The organism is Sphingomonas sp. LaA6.9, assembly GCF_022601895.1.
In the GTDB taxonomy this organism is placed as follows: Bacteria; Pseudomonadota; Alphaproteobacteria; order Sphingomonadales; family Sphingomonadaceae; genus Sphingobium_A.
The window spans coordinates 59,472-78,552 of the sequence record NZ_JAKVIO010000020.1; the positions used below are offsets into that span (position 1 = coordinate 59,472).

Sequence of the window (19,081 nt, forward strand, 5' to 3'; positions counted from 1 at the left end):
TCGCCTTGCCGACGAAACGCCACCAATCGCGGCGTCGTCAGCATTTGATACGGTCGCGGCGTCCCCTCCCGGCGCCGCGGACCGGTCATCGCATAGGGTCAGAAAGACCGCGGATCAGTGCCACCGATTGCCGTTGGCGACGAGATCGTTCGCGGGATAGGAGGTTACGGTGGGATAGCCGAACAGATCGCGCTCCACCTCGCGCCCGATATGGACCACCAGCGGATCACGCGCGGCAGGCTTCACCTTCTCGCCCGTGGGCGTGAGGAGATTGGCCGCGATCGCCTTGGCTACCATATGCGTGCGGTTGCGCGCCTGCAGTTTCAGGCGGACATTGTCGATATGCCGCTCGACAGTTCGCGGCGCTATATCAATGCGCTGCGCTACTTCCTTGGCCGAATATCCCTGCGCCACGAGTTCAAGTATCTGGTACTCGCGACAGGTCAGGCCCGACGCACCATCGTACTGGTCATTCATATCGCTTCCCCTTTTCTGAGATGGGGGCGCTCGTGATGTGACCTCTATTCTTATATCCTGCGAGTCGCTCTGTTTCGCAAAGTCATGCACGCGAAATATTACAGTAATTGTCGGAGCTGGGAAAAACCGATCGGTAGAAATACCGGCGACCCCCGGAACATTTCCCTGAATCCCACTAACCCCTTGTCAATACAAGATGGTAACCAGGAATGCAAGGTTCAATCCAAGGTTCTACGTAGAAATACGCAGAGTAATATACCGCAAGATATTATCCTTTGTATTGAAAAGCTTAAAAAATTCGCTGAATCGTGCTTCGTGGAGCCGGTCTGCCCGGCGTCCGTCAATTGTCATTGGCAATCAAACATTTTTGCCGCGATCTTCACTTTGGTCGCGCTGATCGGGGCGTATCCGAGACCGCCGCACCTCGGGCTTTCATGATAAATCGCAAGTCCCGGCCGAGCCGCCGGGAGTAAATGAAAGCAGTTCGTACAAAACGAACATCGAAGCGGCGGTCCCAGCCTCGCCGGTCCGGCGAGCGGTTACGCCTTCGACAATCTGACAGGAGAGATACAATGCACATGAGGCATCTTCTCACAGCATCGGTCCTCGCGGTTGGCATGGCGATCACCGCGCCGGCATTCGCGCAGGACGGCGGCGGATCCAGCAGCAACAATGATGGCAACACCGCCACCGACAGCGTCGTGGGCAGCGAAGGCGTCATCAACGACAGCTTCCAGGACAGCTCGACGAACACGTCGACGAAGACCTATTCCAGCGCGGACCAAGACAACGACACCTATACCAAGACATATAACAGCGCGGACCAGGACAACGACACCAAGACATATTCCAGCGCCGATCAGGACAACGACACCTACAGCAAGACCATAACCAAGACCGATACCGAGACGGTCACGGTTACCAAGGACAACAACAATCAAGACAATGACGTCAAGGACAGCTACAACCAGGACAACGACAACAAGAACAGCTTCAATCAGGACAACGACACCAAGACCTACACCAGCGCCGACCAGGACAACGACACATGGACCTATTCGGGCAACGTCGAGATCGTTGCAGAACAGGACATGAAGGCCGTCGTCTATAATGGCGGTGATCTGAACTTCGACAGCGCCTTCGTGGCGGGCAGCAATTCGGTCTCCGACAATGCATTTGCCGCCTATGCGGGCATTCTGAACCAGTCGTGGAACACCGGCGTCAACGCCAATGTCCAGTCGGCGACCAACGTCGCCGCGCAGGGCAGCATCACCTTCACCTCGGGTTCCTCCTCCAACGCTCAGGCCAATCCCGTCACCACGACGTTTACTGTCACGCCCCCCGCCGGCGGCGGCGGCGGCGAATAATGCGGTATCGACCGGGCCGGTACGACCGGCCCGGTCATTTTTTCCGCATAACCGTTGGAGAAGGGTGTCATGGATAGAAGCGTCCTGTGGATATGCGCGGTGTGCACATCGGTGGCGCTTGCGCCGTCGGCCGGGGCACAGACGCCCGCCCCCGCAGCACCGAGCGACGTCGCGGCATCGGTCGAAATGACGGCCGAGACGATGCTGCCCGTCGCCCCGCGCGAAATCGGCGAGGCGGAGGATATGCTTGCCGATGAGGCGCTGGCCGAACTTCGCGGTGGCGCGCAGATCGTCGTGGCCAATCAGTCGTTGAGCGCAATCACTGCGGGCAACGTCATCAATGGCGACTATCTTGCCGGCACCGTCAGCCTGTCCGACAATGCGCTCAGCAATTTTACCGGCATCGGCAACCTGCTGATCAATACGGGCGCGCAGGTGAGCCTGCAGACCGGCGTCAATATCACGCTGAACATCAACCAATAGCGACCGCGATGACCACAGCGTGCGCGCCATATCGGGCGTCAAGCCCTCTGCGCCACTGGCGACAATGCGCGCTTGCCGCGCTCGCGGCGGTGCTGGCGATGACGCCCGGGACGGTCACAGCGCAGGTGCGGCTGGGTGGCGGATCCGAAGGCTATTTCACCGTACCGGTGATGAGCTGGTGGGACATCCCCTTTCGCACGGTGGTGCGCCAGCAATTCGACTTCAGCTGCGGATCGGCCGCGGTCGCCACGATGCTGACCTATCACTACGACCGCAAGACCGGCGAACGCGAGGCGTTCATGGCGATGTGGTCGCGCGGCGACAAGGCCACCATCAGGAAAAGCGGCTTCTCGATGCTCGACATGAAGGTCTTTCTGACGCAGATCGGCTATCAGGCAGAGGGCTTCCGCATTTCGCTCGACCAGCTCAAATCGACGCGACGACCGACGATCGTGCTGCTCGATACGAGAGGCTACAAGCATTTCGTCGTGGTCAAGGGCTTCCGTGGCGACCATGTGCTCGTGGGAGATCCGGCGCTTGGGCTGACCGAGTACCCGCTCGCGGAATTCGAGAAGCACTGGAACGGGATCGCACTTGCGGTACTGAAGACCCCGGACAGCAAGCGCGCGAGCTTCAATCTCGCGAGCGACTGGGGCCCCTGGGCGAAGGCGCCGCTCGACGACGACAATGACCTGCGCGTGCCGACCAGCGAACTGACCAGCTTCCTTCCCCCCGCCTATCAGATCACGCCGCTGTTGCTACTCGAAGTGCGCGTGGGAACGGTGCAGTGAGGCACCCATGACCCCGCTTCGCCTGCTCACCGCAATCGGCGCCTCGCTGGTGACGGTGGCGCCGGCGGCCGCGCAGATCGCGCCGGGCCAGGACGACGACGCCTTGCAAAGCCCCGAATTCGACGATGATGCGCTGTTTGCCGGAGCCGCCGCACAGGTCGCGAACAATGCCGAGCTTGAACAGCAGCGCGGCGGCTTTGCGCTGGCGGGCATGGATATCCGCTTCGGCGCCGAGGTGCAGACCTATGTCAACGGCGAGCTGGCGCTGATGACGAGCATCAGCTGGGTCGACGATATCGCGGTCAAGACGCAATATGTCTCGGATCAGCTGAGCGCTGCCACATCGGCGCAGCTGCAGAATGGCGTGCTGATGACGGGGCCGATCACGATGCGCATCGGCGACATGCAGGTCTTTCTCGCCAATGCCGGGCAGACCGCGCTCTCGCACAATCTCGACGACAGCCTGCAGACCGTTCTCGTGAATACTGCCAGCAATGTGCAGTTCCGCACCGAACTCAACGCCACGCTCGACCTTGCCGGCTATCAGGCGTTCAACGCGAGCGTCCAGCAGATCCGGCTGGCCGACGCGCTCGGGTCGATCATCGCCGAGCAGACGATCGGCGCGGTGCATTGACTTCGCGCCCGCGCCGGAGCGCCGCTAGAAGGAGAACGGGAAGCGGATCGTCACCCGCATGTCGGGCGCATCCGAGGTCACCCCGAAATCGAACTGGAAATTGACCGTCTGAACCTCGCTCAGCCGATAGGACATGCCGAAGTTGAGCACGCCGACCTGGAGCTCGTTCGAGCGCTGGTCGGTGCCGCCGATCTCCTGCTCGGTGGGGAAGATGTAATTGTGGCGATAGCCCAGCGAGAAGGAGAAGCGCGGGTTCAGCGCGAAACCGAAGCCAAGGCTCGCGCTGATCGCGTCGCCCGGATCGACATGACCGATAAAGGCGCCACCGACCACGCGGTTCACATCCTCGGGAACATGGTAGAGATAGCTTGCCGCGGCGTAGATGACCACGGGCGCGGAGGGCAGCAGGAAGTTGATTCCGGGCTCCACGCCCCAGAAGCCCGATCCGGTCGCCAGCCCGGTCGCGACGCCGAATTCGTCGAATCCGACATCGAACGGCCCCTTGCCCGAGGGCGTCTTGACGCGAAGGCTTGCGACATAGATCGGGTCCTGCGGCCCCTTGGGCGAGTTGAGCTGGTAGCGCAGCGAGAATTCGATATCGCCGATATTGCGTTCCTGAAGCTCGATCGAGCGCACGATGCCTTCGTCGCGCTGCTGGACGACCTCGATCCGGTCCGACCGGTACATCAGGGGTATGCGCCCCTCGATCTCGAGCCGGCTGGTCAGCCCATAGCGCAGCGAAAACGTCTCCATCAGCGTGTCGCGGTCGGCGTCGGTCGCCTCGATCACGCCGATCTGGATGCCCGGGATCAGCTCGAAGCCCCTGAACACCAGCCGGTTCGCGGATGAGCGGATATAATCGAAGGAGGGATCGAACACGAAGGTTCCGGCGGGGGTGAGAACGCCCACATCCTGCGGGACGGCGCGCACCTGCTCGGCGAGATTGGGCTCGGGCTCGGTCGGCGCCTCGCCGACGGGTTCGTCGGGAACCTGCGGCTGCGGGTCCTGAGTTTGCTGCGACAGCGGCGCGGCGCCCGATTGCGCATAGCCCCGTCCGCGCAGCGTGACGAGCGCCTCATCCTCCGACACCTGCAGCTTGAGCGCATCGATCTCGCTGCGCTGCTCGGCGATCAGTCTCGACTGCGCCTCGAGCAGCGCCTGCTGCGCCTTGAGCTGCTCCTCGAGTTCGAGGAGGCGTTCGGTGACGCCTGCCGGTTCGGCATCGGCCGTGCCCTTCTCCGCGGTCTGCGCGCGCGCGGCGGCAGCGTTCGGAAGCATCAGCGCCATCGCGCTCCCACCCAGCAGTGCCGCAATCGTCACCCCGTTGTCGCGAGGTTTCATAAGCATCCCCTCTCACCCAGGCGCCGGTATTGCCCGGCTACCTGCTCTGGTTGCTCGTTCCACATTCGGGGTTGGGCCGGCCTCGACGGGAATTGATGCGTGCGGCAATATCAGCGTCGTCAGCGTCCGGCGCGTCGCCAGCCACGGCCTTGAGCCGGCGCGCATCGAGGAGGCGCACGCGTTGCGGCGCGTCGAGCGCGATCAGGCCGCGCCGGACGAAATCGGAGATCGTGCGACTGACGGTTTCGATGGTCAGACCCAGATAATCGGCGATGTCGCAACGCGACATCGGGAGCGCAATCTCGCCCTGCGCGCCCGTGCGCTCGCCAAAGGCGAGCAGAAAGGCCGCCAGGCGTTCGGCCGCGGTCCGGTGGCCGAGCAGGAAGATGCAATCCTCGGCGCTCTTGAGCGCGCGCTGCAGCGCCGCGTCGTCGACGAGCGCGTCACGGCTGAGATGACGATGCGCGAGCACCTGATCGGTCACCGCCTCCGCAGAGGCCTTGTAGATCTCGTGATCGACGCCGAAAGCGTCTCCAGGATAGAAAAAGCCCATAAGCTGGCGGCGGCCGTCGGCGTAGAGGCGGCAGGTACGCACAATGCCCGACACAACCTCGAACCAGCAATCGGCGTGGTCATCCTGACGATAGAGGACATCGCCCTTGGCATAGCTCAACAGCGACCGGGCCGGCTCCTTGTCATTTCGCTGGGGCTGCGCATTGAGCGTTATCAAGAGATATCCCCTCTGCCTGCCATCGAAAGCTAACAGTGTGCAGGTGGGCGAGGGAGTCTGTGACCGTACGTACGTAAAATTGCTTATGCCTGATAAAATGCGCGATATTCTTCGGTACAATTCACGATCACCGGCAACAGCAGTGCGAAATTATTACACAATGCAATATACAGCTCGAAACATCACCGCGCCCGATCAGTAGTATCAAATAATAATCCGGCGCGCGCGCGACGGATCATTCACCGATTCCGCATCGCGACGCCTTGGCTCATGTTACGGGCCCCGCCCGGGATTTGCATTCCATGGGACGCATGAAAAAGTCGCGGCCCACCCCATATCGATTGCCTTCATCAACGCGAGGAGCCGTGCCACATATGGCGCGGTCGCACCCTGCGTATTACCGGAGGGTCCGCGGCTGATCCGCAGACCGCAGCCGACAACGCGATCTTCGACCAGTGCAATATGTCCGCCGCAATTCCAGCGACTTTGGCCGGCGTTTATTGCGAACTATCTTCAAATATTTCGACGCAATTATAACTTTCGATATAAAGCGGACAATAGTTGAGAGTTGATCGGCGAAATAGATAAGAGTATTTAACTGACCGAGATTAGCCTATAACTTCGTATGAAATTTGGCCGGGAGGCTGAGGGAAAGGCGCCGTGAAGATCCGGGGGGCGGACAAAATATCCAGAGGCTGGCCGGCCGGGCGGTCCGGACCCGGTTCGCGGTTCACGATCAATCTTGCCCGCATAGGCCTTGCCGCAGCCTGTCTTGCCGAGGGCATCCGATCACCAGGCGGTTTCGTGCCGCGTGACGCCGAGCTCGCTTTGTTCTCGGCCTATCTGGCGTGGTCGCTCATATGCCCATGGATCGGACGCCTGTCGTGGAGGCTGGACGTTCGCGCATGGCCGATCGCGCTGATCACGGACTGGCTGTTGTGCGCGTCGATCCTTTTGCTTTTCGAGGCCTATGTCCTGCCGGTCCTGTTGTTCAGCGTGCTGCTGCTGTCGGCATTCCATACGCGATTCGGAACGATAATGACGCTGATTGCGGGAACCAGTCTGAGCCTGGCCTTTGCGCTCAGGGGCTTTGTCGGGCCGGTGCCCGCATCCCTGCCATCCTATTCCATTCCATCGCTGATATTAAGCAGCGCGACTTTGTTGATCGCAGGTTTTGTGGCCATCTTTTTCGCGCGATCGCGCGCCTATCAGTCCGCCCTTCAGACCTGGGAAGACGAATTGCTGTCGGTGGGCGGCAACTTTCACACATTGCCGATAGACTTTCTGCTCGAAAAGCTCACCGAGCTCTTCAATGCCGACCAGATCGCCTTTCTCTGGACCGAGGACGAGGCTGGGCCGGTCCATATGGCGCTTCGCGAGGCCGGCGGCGCCGTGGTGCGAGACCTGCCCGGCAATGGCGCGCGACAGCTGCTCGAACCCGAGATCTGCGATGGCACCTTCATGTTCGATCCCGCGGCACAGGCGATTCTGTGCCTGACGCGCAAGGGCGCTCCGCTCGTCGTCGAAGCCCGCGCCCTGACCGAGACGATTGCGCGGCATTTCGTCGCCAAGGCGGGTCAGAGCTTTCCGGTCAGGGTCGGCGAAGTGGTCGCGCGCGTCTATATCCGGAGCCCGCACGGAATATCCGAGGACGCGCTGCGCGAAACCGATCGCGCCTGCGAACTGACCGAGGCCGTGTTCGAGCGCTATCTGTTTCTGCGCGCATGGCGCGACCGGTCTTTCGTCGAGGCGCGCCATTCGCTCAGCCGCGACCTGCACGACAGCATTTTGCAGACGCTTGCCGCGCTCCGAATGCAGATTGCGACCATATTGGGCGCGCGCGATGAAATGGGCGGCGATGCGACGCGCGCGCGCCTGGAGAGCATGCAGGACGTCATCGTCTCCGAACAGGCGCGCCTGCGCAAAATCCTCGACGAGAGTTATCGCGCCGCGAGCGAACGGACGAACCTTTGGGTGCAGCTCGAACAATGCGCGGCATCGCTTTCCCGCCAGTGGAGCATCGAGTGCCGCTTCTGCGCGGCCGAGGGCGAGATCTTCGTGGACAGCAACACCGCAGTCGAAGTCGAGTTTCTCGTCCGCGAAGCCGTGGCCAACGCCGCGCAGCATGCCAAGGCCCGGCGGATCGCGCTCGTCGTGGCATTCAACGAGGGATCGTTGTTCATTTCCCTGCGCAACGACAGCCAGCAACGCCGTGATCGCGCCAAGGGCGGTGAACCGCGCATAGATCTCGATTCGCAGTCTCTGGTGCGTCGATTGACGACGCTTGGAGGCTCTGCCTATTCGGAAGACATAAGCTCGGGATCGCTGCTCGCCATGCGAATCCCATTGGGTCGGGGGTGATATGGCCAGACTTTTGATTGCGGACGACCATCCGATCTTTCTCGAAGGACTCCATCAGTTTCTTTCGAGCAACGAGCACGCCGTCATCTGCTGCGCGCGCTCGGCGCACGACGCGATCTACATGATGCAAACCGAGCGGCCCGATGTGCTGATCCTCGACGTTACGATGGAGGATGGCGGAGGGCTTGCCATTTTGCGCGCCGTTCGCGAAGCCGGAAACACCGTGCCGGTGATCTTCCTGACCGTTGGCATCGAGCCCGAGAAGACCGTTGAAGCACTCAGGCTCGGCGTGAACGGCATCGTGCTGAAGGGGAGCGACCCGGTCGAGCTGTTGACCTGCATCGAGTGCGTGATGCGCGGCGAGAACCACATCGACGCGAAGGTCACCGAGAAGGCGTTGCTCCATTCGGTGATCTCGGGCGGGAAGACTCTGGGCCGCGGGAACACGCTTACCGAACGCGAGCGTGAAATCATGAAGCTCATTAAAACGGGTCTGCGAAACCGGGATATCGCACTGCGATGCGGACTCACCGAAGGCACGGTGAAGGTTCATATCCACAGCATATTTCAGAAGCTCGGGGTCCGGTCGCGCGCGGAGCTGATCGTGAGCACGATGGACTGACCGCGACGCCGGGCAGTCAGCGCGCTGGCGCTCAGGCCGATCCAGCCGAAACGATCGGGGTCAGTAGGACGCGCCCTTGAGAAACGCCTGGAGCGCGCCCACGCGCTCCGGATTGACGCCGTAAAGATGGAGACACAGTATCGCGCCAGCGGCGATGGCAAGGCCATATGGTATCGGTCCGCGCGTCTTGAGCCCAACCCAGCCGGCCCCGTCGCGGATCGCGGCGGGCGTGAGACGCCGCAGCATGATGAAGCCAAGCCCGACCAGTCCGCCGCCAATCGCAACATAGGCGAGCAGCGCCGCGCCGCCGGCGAGGTCGAACCACGCGCTGGCCGCAGCGAGGAGCTTCACGTCGCCCCCTCCCAGCCAGCCCTTGGCAAACAGGACGGTCCCCGCAGCGAAGACGAGCGCGAAGAGCGCGGCATTCTGCCAGATATCGGTCGAAAACCCGACCACGACCAACCAGCCGAAATAGGACAGCAGGATCGCCACGGGAAAAACATTGGAGATTCTCAATCTCCAGATGTCTTCCAGCGCAGCGCCCACCAGCAGCAACTGGAACAGATAGAGCAGCATGTCAGCGGTCAAGCTGAGCCTCCACGAGCCTGAGGTTCGCCGCGATTTTCGGCGAATAGGTATCCGATGCGAGCAGCGCCTCGCTCAGAAAGGCGCGGGCCGTATCGAGCCGGCCGGCCTGATAGGCCGCATATCCGGCATTGTTGAGCCGATCGGCCCGCAGCTGGCCGTCGGCGCGCGCGGCCTCAGCGCGCGCGAACCGGCCCTGAGCCGCCAGCGCAATATCGAGGTTATTGGCGATGCGAACGCTGCCCGGAGCCAGCAGCGCCGCGCGTTCAAGAAGGACGCCTGCTTCCAGATAGCGGCTCTGCCGCAATAGCGAATAGCCGGCATTGTTCAGGATCGCGGGGTCATCGGGCGCGATTTTGAGCGCCTCCCGAAATGCGCTGTCGCTTTCCACCCATCGGCCTTCCCGACCATAAGCGACTCCCAGCCAGGACAATGCCCGCGCCGAAGGCGGGCAGCCCGTCGCCGGTTGCCCCAGAAACCCGATCGCCTGTTTCCAATCGCCCAACCGCAGCGCCGCCTGACCCGCGCCGCGCGCGAAAGCACAGCTTTGCGGTGCGCCGGCGAGAAGTTCCGTGAAGAGTGCGCGCGCGATCTCGTTGCGGCCCTCAGCGAGTGCGAGCGACGCTGTGAGCGCCCGAAGTCGCACCGGATCGACCTCGCCCGCCGATGCCGGAGTCGTTGCCAGCATCGCCCTGGCCTGCACGAGGCGACCGCCCGCAATGGCCTGCTCGATGGCCCGATAATCGATCTCCGCCGCTGCCACGGGCGGAGCCATGGCCCAGGCGAAGGCAATCACTGCAAGGCGGCGGAGGCGCGAACTCAATTGCGCGCGGCCTTCAGCCTGTCGTCGAACCCGACCGAGTTCGCACCGAGAACGAGGACCATGGCGGATTGTTCGGGAGAACGGACAACCGACACGCGAAAGGGAAGCTGGCCGGCCAGCACACGGGCCTGTCCGGTCCACCGCGCCGGTGCGAGCAGCTGCGAGTTCGGCAGGTGATGCGCTGCGTCTCCCACGGTAATCGGCTGCCAGCCCCTGCCCTGAAGGTGGGCGCGCATGCGCGCCGCCTGACCACGCCGGCCGACGCCGTTCAGAACCCGAAGACTCCGGCTCGGAGATTTCGACAGATCGACCGGATCGTCCAGCGCAATCCGGACGCTGCTGCCGCGCGCAATCGATGCGGCGGCGTCATGACGCCGGGGTTCGGGTCGCGTGACGAGCGCGACCTCCGCCAGCGACACGCGCTCGAGCTGCATGCGCGGGGTCGCCGCCGGGCGTGGGCGATCGGGTGCGGGCACCGGACGTGGCTCCAGCGCGATGGTCACGCTCGTCCCACTGGCGATCGACGGCGCCCTGGGCTCGGTTTCCGAAGCTCCCGATGCTTCTGTAGCGGTCGCGACGCTGGCGCCGGACGCATCGGCGCTCGCCAGACGCAGCACATCCGCCGCCTGCTGCATGTAGCCGTGTCGCTCGAGCGCTTGCGCATAGATGGATGCGAGCCGGGGATTGCGCGGATCGATCGCCAGGGCCAGCTGGAAATAGCGGTCGGCGAGATCGAAGCGTCCGATCCTGTCATAGCTGGCCGCCAGCCCGGCCTGCGCGGCCGCACTGCGGGGCTCGAAGCGAATGGCCTTGCGGTACGCCTCGATCGCCAGCGCATATTCCCCGCGCGCGTATAGCGAGGCTGCATGCGCGAGGCGATCCTGCGCCGGTTCCGGCGCAGACGCCGCCTGGGGCCGCACCCGCAACTCAGGTCCTGGTGCAGCACAACCGAGCAGCGTCAGGAGCAAGACGAACGAAAGTTGATTTCGGTGCATCGTCATTGGTCACCCCGTCAATGCCGGCACGAGCTCACGTACAACGCGGATCGCCGCCGGCAGCATCAATACACCGATCATGACCGGCAGCATGCAGGCGACCAGCGGGATCGAAAGCAGCACGGGCAGCCGGTGCGCCTTTTCCTCGGCGCGCATGCGGCGCTTTTCGCGCATTTCGGCGGCATAGATGCGCAGCGTCTGGCCAATGGACGACCCCAGCTTGTCCGACTGGATCAGCAGCGTCGCGAAAGAGCGGATCTCCTCGACGCCAACGCGGTCCGCCATGCGCCGCAGTGCTTCCTCCCTGCTGCGGCCGGCACGCAATTCGAGCACGACCGAGCCGACCATCTGCGACACCAGCGGATGCGAAAGCGCCATTTCACGACCGACACGATCGAACGCCGCCTCGAGGCCGAGACCCGCCTCGACGCACACCAGCATGAGATCGAGCGCATCGGGAAAGCCGTTCACGATCTCCTGCTGCCGCCGCGCAGCACGTGCCGAGATCCACAGGTTGGGCAGATACAAACCCATGATCGCCGAGAAGGAGCCGAACAGGTACAGCTTGAGGAGCGACGGGGGCTCGTCGGCGGTCAGGCTCAAAAAGACAAGCAGCGCGGGCAGCCCCAGCGTCAGCAGCAGCCGGGTCAGCGTGAAGACCTTGGGTGCCGCAGACGATGTGTACCCCGCCGCGATCAACCTTGCGCGAAGCTTGTCCGAATTGCTGTCGACGAGTGACAACCCCCGCTTTTCGATGCCATCGACCAGCATCGACCACGCGTTCGCGGTATCATTGCCGCGCAGCGAAACCGCCATCGCGTCGGGCGCGCCTTCCTGCGTCTCTTCAAGCCGGCGGCGGATCGCGCTTCGATTGCCGACAAGCGTTCCCAGGGCCATCACGAGAAGCAGCACCGCGACGAAGATCGCTGCGAGGATGGCGGTGCGCGATATCTGATCGAGGGGAAGATCGAGCATCGTTCAGACCTTCAGATCGATCATGCGACGGATCGTGAAGAAGCCGATCGCATAGAGGACGAGCAAGCCGACGAATCCGATCACGAAGGCCGGATCGTCCGCGACGTCGAGATAAAAGGCCGGGTTGACGAGGAACAGTCCGACAAAGGCCAGTACGGGCAGCGAGGTGAGGATGACGGCCGTCATCCGCCCTTCGGAACTGAGCGCGCGCACCTTCATCAGCATGCTCGCGCGCTCGCGGATCACCTGCGAGAGATTTTCCAGAATTTCGGCGAGATTGCCGCCCGTCTCGCTCTGCACCGAGAGCGAAACGACGAACATGTGCATGTCCGCCAGATCCCAGCGGTTCGCCATGTTCTGCAGCGCATCACGCAGGTCGGCACCATAGGTGACCTCATCGACGACGATGCCGAACTCGCTGCCGATCGGGTCGGTCATCTCGCGCGTGAGCAGGTCGAGCGCGGACGCGATCGGGTGCCCCGCGCGCAGCCCGCGGACGAACACGTCGAGCGCCACGGGAAATTGCTCCTGAACGCGTTTGCGACGCCGGTCGGCCATGCGCGAGAGGACGATGAGCGGGATGCCGAAGCCCAGCGCAAAGGCGAAGGTCGCAATCATCAGCAGGCTGCCGATGGTCAGCGGAACGCCCGCGATGCCGGCCCCGACGATGACGATGAGAAACAGGGCGATAACCGCCGAGATCATCATCAGCAGCATCTGTTGCGGCGAGGTGGCCACACCCGCGCCATGCAGCGTTCGCTGTATGCCCGCAAAGAGGCCGGCGATCGGCGCCGGCAGGCTGGCCCAGATCTGATCGGGGTTCCGGCGCAAGCGCGAGAGCACGGCGCCACGATCCAGCCCCGTCGCGATCATCCTGAGCCGCCGGTTGACGGCACGTTCGCCGCCGCTGCGGCTGCGCCACCAGCCCAGCGCTCCCTCAATGGCGAGCACGACCGCCCCGAAGATCAGGACCAGCGCGAGGAAACGGAGCGCAGTCGGCGTCATTCAGGCGATCCTCAGGTCGGGGCGGAATATCTCGGCGGGAAGATGAATCCCGTGATCTGCGAGCTCGCCCATGAATTTCGGCCGAATGCCCGTGGATTCGAAATGGCCGAGAACGGCGCCCGCATCGTCGCGCCCCGTCAGCTTGAAGCGGAAGATCTCCTGCATGGTGATGACCTCGCCTTCCATGCCGGTCAGTTCGGACAGGCTGAGCAGGCGGCGACGTCCGTCGGCAAGCCTGCCGACCTGAATAACGACATTGAGCGCGGACGCGATCTGCGCGCGCGCCGAGCGCGGCGCGATGTCGATACCGCTCATGCCGATCATCTGTTCGATACGCGACAGCGCGTCGCGCGGCGTATTGGCGTGCACCGTGGTCATCGAGCCATCGTGACCCGTGTTCATCGCCTGGAGCATGTCGAACGCCTCGCCGGCGCGCACCTCGCCGACGATGATGCGGTCAGGGCGCATGCGCAGCGCATTCTTGACGAGATCGCGCTGGGTCACCTCGCCGCGGCCCTCGATATTGGCCGGCCGGGTCTCGAGCCGCGCGACGTGACGCTGCTGGAGCTGGAGTTCGGCCGAATCCTCGATCGTCACGATCCGCTCGGCACCGTCGATATAGGCCGACATCGCGTTGAGCATCGTGGTCTTGCCCGATCCGGTGCCCCCCGAGATCAGGATGTTGCGCCGCGCCGCCACGATCGCCTTGAGCACTTCGGCCATGCCTTCAGGCACGCTGCCTAGCTCGATGAGCCGCTCCATATTGATCGGGATCTTCGCGAACTTGCGGATCGAGAGCAGCGAGCCATCGACCGCCAGCGGCGGAATGATCGCATTGACGCGCGAGCCATCGGCAAGCCGAGCATCGACATAGGGCGAGGCTTCATCGACGCGGCGGCCGACTGCGGCCACGATCTTCTGGATGATCCGGACGAGGTGGCGCTCGTCCTTGAACCGGACGGGGGTTTCCACGAGCCGCCCGCCACGCTCCACGAACACGGTGCTGTGGCCGTTGACTAGAATGTCGGTGATCGTGTGGTCCTTGAGCAACGGCTCCAGCGGCCCGAGCCCGAGCAGCTCGTCGAGCACATCGGAGACGAGCTGCTTGCGCTCCTCATGGTTGAGCGCGTGCTTCTGTAGCGCGAGCTGCTCGTGCACGATCTCGCCGACCTCGCTTTCGACCTGCTCGCGCGACATGGTGTCGAGCGCGGCGAGGTTGATGAGGTCGAGCAAGCGCTTGTGAAGTTCGACCTTCAGATCGGTATTGCGATCGACATTGGCCGGCAGTCGCGCCTCCGACGCCGTTTCGAGGTCGTCGGCATCCCCGAAAAAGGGATGGAGCGGCCCGGGTTTCTTGATCTGCCACATGGCTCAGCTCCCCCGATCGAGCAGTTCGTTGCAGCCATCGAGGATCGCCTCGATGTCCTTCGCGACCTTGCTCTTCGCCTTGACCTCGTCGATGTGGACGCCCTGATCCAGTGCGGTCCCGACGAGCGGAAAATCATTGGCGACGCTGAACGCGACCGGATGCCCGATCGCGCGCGACGCGTCGGCAAGGTCGATCGAGCGGAACAGCTTTTTCTGGACGCGATTGGCGATGACCTGGATCGGCAGTTCGCCGAGCCCCTGCTTCTTCAGCAGCGCCAGCTGCCGCTGCGCTTGCCTCAGGCTCGCAATGGTCAGTTCCACCACGAGCAGCACGATGTCCGAGCGCGCAACCAGCGAGAGCGACCAGTTGGTCCAGTTGCCAGGCAGGTCAACGAACACCGTGTCATAGTCGCGCAGCGCGAGGTCAACAACGTCGAACATCTGGTCCGAACCGACGGCCTCGAGCGGCATGATTTCCTGCGGCGCGGCGATGACGTTCAGCCCGGCACCGGTCTGGATCGTCGCCGAGCGGAGCAGGTCGCCGTCGACGCGCGCACCCGCCTCGAGCAGGTCGCTGATCGTGAGCAAGGGTGACAGGCCGAGATAGGTGGCGGCATTGCCGAACTGCAGGTCGAGATCGAACAGGCACGTCTCTCGCCCGAGCGGCGCCTCGCGGCGCGCATGGATGCTCGCGGCCTGCGTCGCGAGCATCGTCGCGCCGACGCCGCCCACGCTCTTGATGATCGTGACCAGCTTGCCATGCGATGTTTCGAGCGGCGCCGCTTTCGCGATGTCCTCGCGGATCCGCTCGAGCGCGGCGGCGAGATCGTGATTGGTGAGCGGGAGCCCCAGCACATCGTTGACCCCCGAACGCAGCAGCGCGCGGACGACGGGAATCGAGGCATCGCGGACCGCTGCGACGATGGGCAGCCGCGGATGCCCAGCACGAAGCGTCGCCAGCCGGCGCAGCGACGCGTCGGACGCCGGATTGACCTCGACGACCATCACCTGCGCGCGCTCGGCCAGTTCGTCGGGCACCGCACCCGATGCATTGAACTGGTTCATCTCGACGACGAAGCCCGCCACAGGCCCGCCCGCGATCTCGGCCGCCGCCATTTCGGCCTCGGACAGCACGATCTGCGCGCAGCCCTCCTCGACCTTCAGCGACCAATGGGCCGCGCCCTTGTCGGATCTGCCTAGAACGCCCACGAAACCACCTTTCAATTTGACACCGTCCCCGAGCCGTCCTCAAGCGTGAGCGCGGCGCGGAAATCGGGAAGTGTAATGGAGCCGCCGAACAGCATCAGCAGCAGCGGCCGGAATGTCATGTTGCGGAGCCGGACAGTCACAAGTGGCGCAACATCCGACCCGTTGGGATCGCCCGCATAGCCCAGCCCCGAATAGCCATAATCGATGCGCACGCGGCTGGCCGTGATCTCGGGCATGAATGCGGCCATGCGCGCGACGATGTTGGCGAAGCGCGTATTTGCGGCCGTCTGATCGTCGATCAATGTGGATGGGCCGCAGGTGCTGGTGTTACAGGTGCAGGTCGCCGCCGTACCGTTCGACGTGCACTGGATGCCACCAAAGGCGGTATCAGGAATAGGATCGCCCTGCGGAATGCCGCCGCTCGCCGCAAAGCTATAACCGGCGAGTGCGGTGGGGATGATCTCGGTCGCCACTGCGTAGCGCACGCCCATTTGAGTCGCCTTTTCGGCGCGATTCCAGGTCCACATCAACCGCCCGACATCGATGATGCCAAGCAGGAACATGAGCATGACCGGCAGCACCAGCGCGAATTCGGCGGCGGGGCCGCCGCGCGTATCGCCGAGGATGCTGCGTGCGGGGCGCCTCATACGCCCATCACCGCCGATTGGGAACTGGCGTTGAGCAACAGCGAAGTGCTCGAAAAGCCAAGGCTCTGAAACAGGGAAGAATAGGGAACCGACGCGGATACGGTCACGACAGGAGCGCCTGTGGCTTTGCCGGTATAGATGCCCGTAAATCCGCCGGCAGTGTTGCAGGTCACGCTGACCGTGATCGTCGCGGAATTGGTCCAGCCGACGAGGCGCGGGGTACCGCTATTGGCCACCTGCCCGGTCCGCACGATGTTGCGCGTCTTGTCGAGAACATCGGCGGAAACAGTCGAACAGGTGAATTCCGTGAAGGAGCGTCGCGAGGCATAGCGCGCGCCGTCACGCACCGCTTTGGAGACGGCATGCTCGCTGAGGAAATAATTACCCAGCTCGAACGCACCGAACATAAGCGTGATCAGCAGCGGCGTGATGAGCGCCATCTCGGCCGCGGCGGTGCCGCGCCGGCATTGGGTGACCCGAAACAGGGTGCGCGCACTCATCGCTCACTCGATCAGGTACGGCACGTCGCGCCGAACGACCTGCCCTGCGGTGGCGCCGGCGGCGCCACTGTTAGTTTCGCCGATGAGTTCCACATAGACATCGGTCGCCTCGGTCACCGTCGTCGACCCATCACGTCGTTGATAGGACGGCTCGACAAGAAACAGATCGATCCATTTCAGTACCGGAACGTTCGTTTCGGAGCCATTGAGCCCGAGCGCGCGACAATTCAGCACCGCTGCGGAGATTCTGCGCCTGTCGACATTGGTTCCTCCGGGGGTGATGCCCGCTCCGCGGCAGACGGGCGCGCCATAGCCCGACTTGTTGCCTCCGACGCTCTGGGGCGTGTCGATGTTGGCGGGATTTGCGATCTCCCACTGATAGACCTCATAGCGCGTGGCACTGCTGGAAAGGCCGGTCATTGTCGGCCAGGTCGACGCGTTCCAGCCATAATTGACCTGAAAATACGCGTTCCGGTCCCACTGGCCGTTGCCGATCCGGCCCGCGCCGCTGGAACATCCGGCAGAAATGCTGGCGCTCAGGTCGTTGCTGATGGCATGGCAAAGGTCGCGCGGATGACCCATGATATCGGGGTAGCCCGATGTGATCGGCGTCGTGGTTGTCGGTCGATACGGATTCGGCGATTCCTGCCAACCTTGCTGGCCGCTGGTCCCGCACTGATTCCCGCGAACGAGATCCTTGCGGACATTGCGCGATGGCGAGCAGGTGCCGCCGCCTGGGCAAGTCTGCGAGCCGTTCGTGTCCAGATCGAAGCGCGTGTTGAGCGCATCCATGACCGATGCGTTGAGCCCGGGCTTTGTGCTTACTCCGTCACTGGGCATGCAATCGCCCGGGGGCGTATTGTAGCCCAGCGCCCGCGCAAGATCCTGTGCGCCGTTTCCGAATCCAGTTTCAAGGAAACCAAAATTGCCGGGCGCAGAGGCATTGCCCGTGATAAGCTTCATGCCGACCCCGCGCAGAGCATTGGCGTCAAAGTCGAAATCCGGATTGGTGTTGTTCATCGGCTCGGCGGGATTGCACATCATCACAGGCGGAACCTTGCAGATCGCCGTGCCCAGACCCGCATAGGCGCTGGCCGCGATCGGCCCCGATGAAATGGCGGCCACGATCGGCGTCAGCGCAAAGAAGGCCTCGCGCGTGCCCACCGTTACCAGCACGAAGTTCGCGTCGGCGTCCGTCGTAGCGACGGTTGTGCGCGGTTTGTCGACGTAGAAGGTGACGGTGGGCACGCTGATGGCCCGTGTCCCCACATCGTTGGCCATCAATGTCTGGTTTGTGACGAGCGTTTGCGCGGCAGAGGTCGCGCGGCTGCGTGCATTGGCCTTGCCATCCAGCTGCGTCGCGGCGGCGAGCGCGGCCTGATCGGCGGCGTTCTGGAGTTCGGTGTCGAGCGTCGCCATGCGGGCATAGTCGAAGGCGATGCCGCCGGCGGCAACCAGTGCGAACAGCGAGATCCCGACGGTGGGCGCGACGGCGCCGTGGTCGGACTTCAGCAGGCGCGCTATCAGGTTGCTCGACATGATCCTTCCCTCATTTGGGGCCCGATTGCCCGGAGCCCCCGCTCACGCCAACCGTGGTGCTGATCGTGACGGGCTGTTTCTGTTCGCCCTTGCGATAGCGCTCGACCGCGGCCGCGGCATGATCGCCCGAGCCGCCTTCGCGCAACACGCCTTCATATTGCGGTTCGGGATCGATGATCTGCAGCGCGACATTGTGGCGGTGCGCGCCCCCCAATGTGGTGTCGTTGGGCGTGCACGCCGCCAGCGCGAGCGTGGCAAGCGTCAGGACAAGGGCGTTGCGCATGCTGCTCTCCCTAATAGTCATAGCCGGTCGGCCCCGAATAGCCGGTGTCGCCTTCGGCGGCGGGGGCCGGAGGCCTGGAGGCCTCGGGCGGCGGCGCATTCGGATCGAGCGGGTTGATACCGACCGCATTGTCAGTGCGCCCCATCATGAAGAGATCCAGCTCTTCGGGGGGCTGGACGCGATCGGTGGGCAGCCGCACCTGATCGGCGCGCATCGGCTGGACAAGCCGGGGGGTGACGATGATCACCAGCTCGGTTTCCTGCTTCTGAAAGCCCGAGGAGCGGAACAGCGTGCCGATGATCGGGATCGAGCCGAGGATCGGGAACTGCCGCACCGTATCCTGGAA

At 63.5% G+C, this 19,081-nt stretch carries 20 protein-coding genes and 1 pseudogene; 6 read left to right on the forward strand and 15 right to left on the reverse strand.

Annotated features, from left to right (window positions below; translation table 11 throughout):
• Window positions 1-114: 114 nt before the first annotated feature.
• Window positions 115-567 (reverse strand): response regulator transcription factor, encoded by a 453-nt coding sequence (locus tag MKI88_RS11600; protein ID WP_281063736.1) that lies wholly within the window; start codon window positions 565-567, stop codon window positions 115-117.
• Between the two features lie 482 nt (window positions 568-1,049).
• Between MKI88_RS11600 and MKI88_RS11605 the strand changes: the two genes are divergently transcribed.
• The 4 genes from MKI88_RS11605 (at window position 1,050) to MKI88_RS11620 (ending at window position 3,752) form a co-directional block, all read left to right on the forward strand.
• On the forward strand, window positions 1,050-1,844 hold the full coding sequence (locus tag MKI88_RS11605) for an MSCRAMM family adhesin SdrC (protein ID WP_241631547.1): 795 nt from the start codon (window positions 1,050-1,052) through the stop codon (window positions 1,842-1,844).
• Window positions 1,845-1,913: 69 nt separating this feature from the next.
• Entirely contained in the window at window positions 1,914-2,327 is a 414-nt protein-coding gene (locus MKI88_RS11610) for a hypothetical protein (protein ID WP_241631548.1), read from the forward strand.
• 8 nt (window positions 2,328-2,335) lie between these two features.
• Window positions 2,336-3,118, forward strand: coding sequence for a C39 family peptidase (locus MKI88_RS11615; RefSeq protein WP_241631549.1), 783 nt, complete (start codon window positions 2,336-2,338; stop codon window positions 3,116-3,118).
• A 7-nt stretch (window positions 3,119-3,125) separates the two neighbouring features.
• Complete coding sequence (locus MKI88_RS11620; protein ID WP_241631550.1) at window positions 3,126-3,752, forward strand: hypothetical protein; 627 nt, start codon at window positions 3,126-3,128, stop codon at window positions 3,750-3,752.
• Between the two features lie 24 nt (window positions 3,753-3,776).
• On the opposite strand, the gene MKI88_RS11625 is transcribed toward MKI88_RS11620, so the two are convergent.
• Together MKI88_RS11625 and MKI88_RS21425 are read right to left on the reverse strand one after the other, a co-directional pair.
• Window positions 3,777-5,093, reverse strand: coding sequence for a transporter (locus MKI88_RS11625; protein WP_241631551.1), 1,317 nt, complete (start codon window positions 5,091-5,093; stop codon window positions 3,777-3,779).
• 37 nt (window positions 5,094-5,130) lie between these two features.
• Complete coding sequence (locus tag MKI88_RS21425; protein WP_281063737.1) at window positions 5,131-5,823, reverse strand: helix-turn-helix domain-containing protein; 693 nt, start codon at window positions 5,821-5,823, stop codon at window positions 5,131-5,133.
• A gap of 804 nt (window positions 5,824-6,627) precedes the next feature.
• Between MKI88_RS21425 and MKI88_RS11640 the strand changes: the two genes are divergently transcribed.
• Entirely contained in the window at window positions 6,628-8,184 is a 1,557-nt protein-coding gene (locus MKI88_RS11640; RefSeq protein WP_241631552.1) for a sensor histidine kinase, read from the forward strand.
• 1 nt (window position 8,185) lies between these two features.
• The gene (locus MKI88_RS11645) at window positions 8,186-8,806 is read left to right on the forward strand and encodes a response regulator transcription factor (RefSeq protein WP_241631553.1); all 621 of its coding nucleotides are present in this window, start codon (window positions 8,186-8,188) and stop codon (window positions 8,804-8,806) included.
• Between the two features lie 60 nt (window positions 8,807-8,866).
• Here MKI88_RS11645 and MKI88_RS11650 read toward each other — a convergent pair whose 3' ends face one another.
• The 12 genes and pseudogenes from MKI88_RS11650 to MKI88_RS11705 form a co-directional block, all read right to left on the reverse strand.
• Window positions 8,867-9,394 carry a prepilin peptidase gene (locus MKI88_RS11650; RefSeq protein ID WP_241631554.1) on the reverse strand — a complete coding sequence of 176 codons (528 nt, stop codon included), beginning with the start codon at window positions 9,392-9,394 and terminating at the stop codon, window positions 8,867-8,869.
• Complete coding sequence (locus tag MKI88_RS11655) at window positions 9,384-10,214, reverse strand: tetratricopeptide repeat protein (protein ID WP_241631555.1); 831 nt, start codon at window positions 10,212-10,214, stop codon at window positions 9,384-9,386. The genes MKI88_RS11650 and MKI88_RS11655 overlap by 11 nt, the downstream gene beginning before the upstream one ends.
• Window positions 10,211-11,134 (reverse strand): LytR C-terminal domain-containing protein, encoded by a 924-nt coding sequence (locus MKI88_RS11660; RefSeq protein WP_241631566.1) that lies wholly within the window; start codon window positions 11,132-11,134, stop codon window positions 10,211-10,213. Before MKI88_RS11660 ends, MKI88_RS11655 begins: the two co-directional genes overlap by 4 nt.
• A gap of 84 nt (window positions 11,135-11,218) precedes the next feature.
• A complete protein-coding gene (locus tag MKI88_RS11665; protein WP_241631556.1) occupies window positions 11,219-12,184 on the reverse strand; it encodes a type II secretion system F family protein in 966 nt (321 codons plus the stop codon).
• Window positions 12,185-12,187: 3 nt separating this feature from the next.
• Entirely contained in the window at window positions 12,188-13,189 is a 1,002-nt protein-coding gene (locus MKI88_RS11670; protein WP_241631557.1) for a type II secretion system F family protein, read from the reverse strand.
• A complete protein-coding gene (locus tag MKI88_RS11675) occupies window positions 13,190-14,557 on the reverse strand; it encodes a CpaF family protein (protein ID WP_241631558.1) in 1,368 nt (455 codons plus the stop codon).
• A gap of 3 nt (window positions 14,558-14,560) precedes the next feature.
• Window positions 14,561-15,766: a pilus assembly protein CpaE gene (locus tag MKI88_RS11680; RefSeq protein ID WP_241631559.1), complete on the reverse strand. Its 1,206-nt coding sequence runs from the start codon at window positions 15,764-15,766 to the stop codon at window positions 14,561-14,563.
• A gap of 11 nt (window positions 15,767-15,777) precedes the next feature.
• Window positions 15,778-16,413: a TadE/TadG family type IV pilus assembly protein gene (locus tag MKI88_RS11685; protein ID WP_241631560.1), complete on the reverse strand. Its 636-nt coding sequence runs from the start codon at window positions 16,411-16,413 to the stop codon at window positions 15,778-15,780.
• Window positions 16,410-16,913 carry a TadE/TadG family type IV pilus assembly protein gene (locus MKI88_RS11690; RefSeq protein ID WP_241631561.1) on the reverse strand — a complete coding sequence of 168 codons (504 nt, stop codon included), beginning with the start codon at window positions 16,911-16,913 and terminating at the stop codon, window positions 16,410-16,412. Before MKI88_RS11690 ends, MKI88_RS11685 begins: the two co-directional genes overlap by 4 nt.
• A 3-nt stretch (window positions 16,914-16,916) precedes the next feature.
• Entirely contained in the window at window positions 16,917-18,452 is a 1,536-nt protein-coding gene (locus tag MKI88_RS11695; protein ID WP_241631562.1) for a pilus assembly protein TadG-related protein, read from the reverse strand.
• 10 nt (window positions 18,453-18,462) lie between these two features.
• Window positions 18,463-18,735, reverse strand: a complete 273-nt coding sequence (locus tag MKI88_RS11700; RefSeq protein WP_241631563.1) for a hypothetical protein — start codon at window positions 18,733-18,735, stop codon at window positions 18,463-18,465.
• A gap of 10 nt (window positions 18,736-18,745) precedes the next feature.
• Window positions 18,746-19,081 (reverse strand): annotated as a pseudogene (locus MKI88_RS11705) (type II and III secretion system protein family protein); the annotation flags it as partial.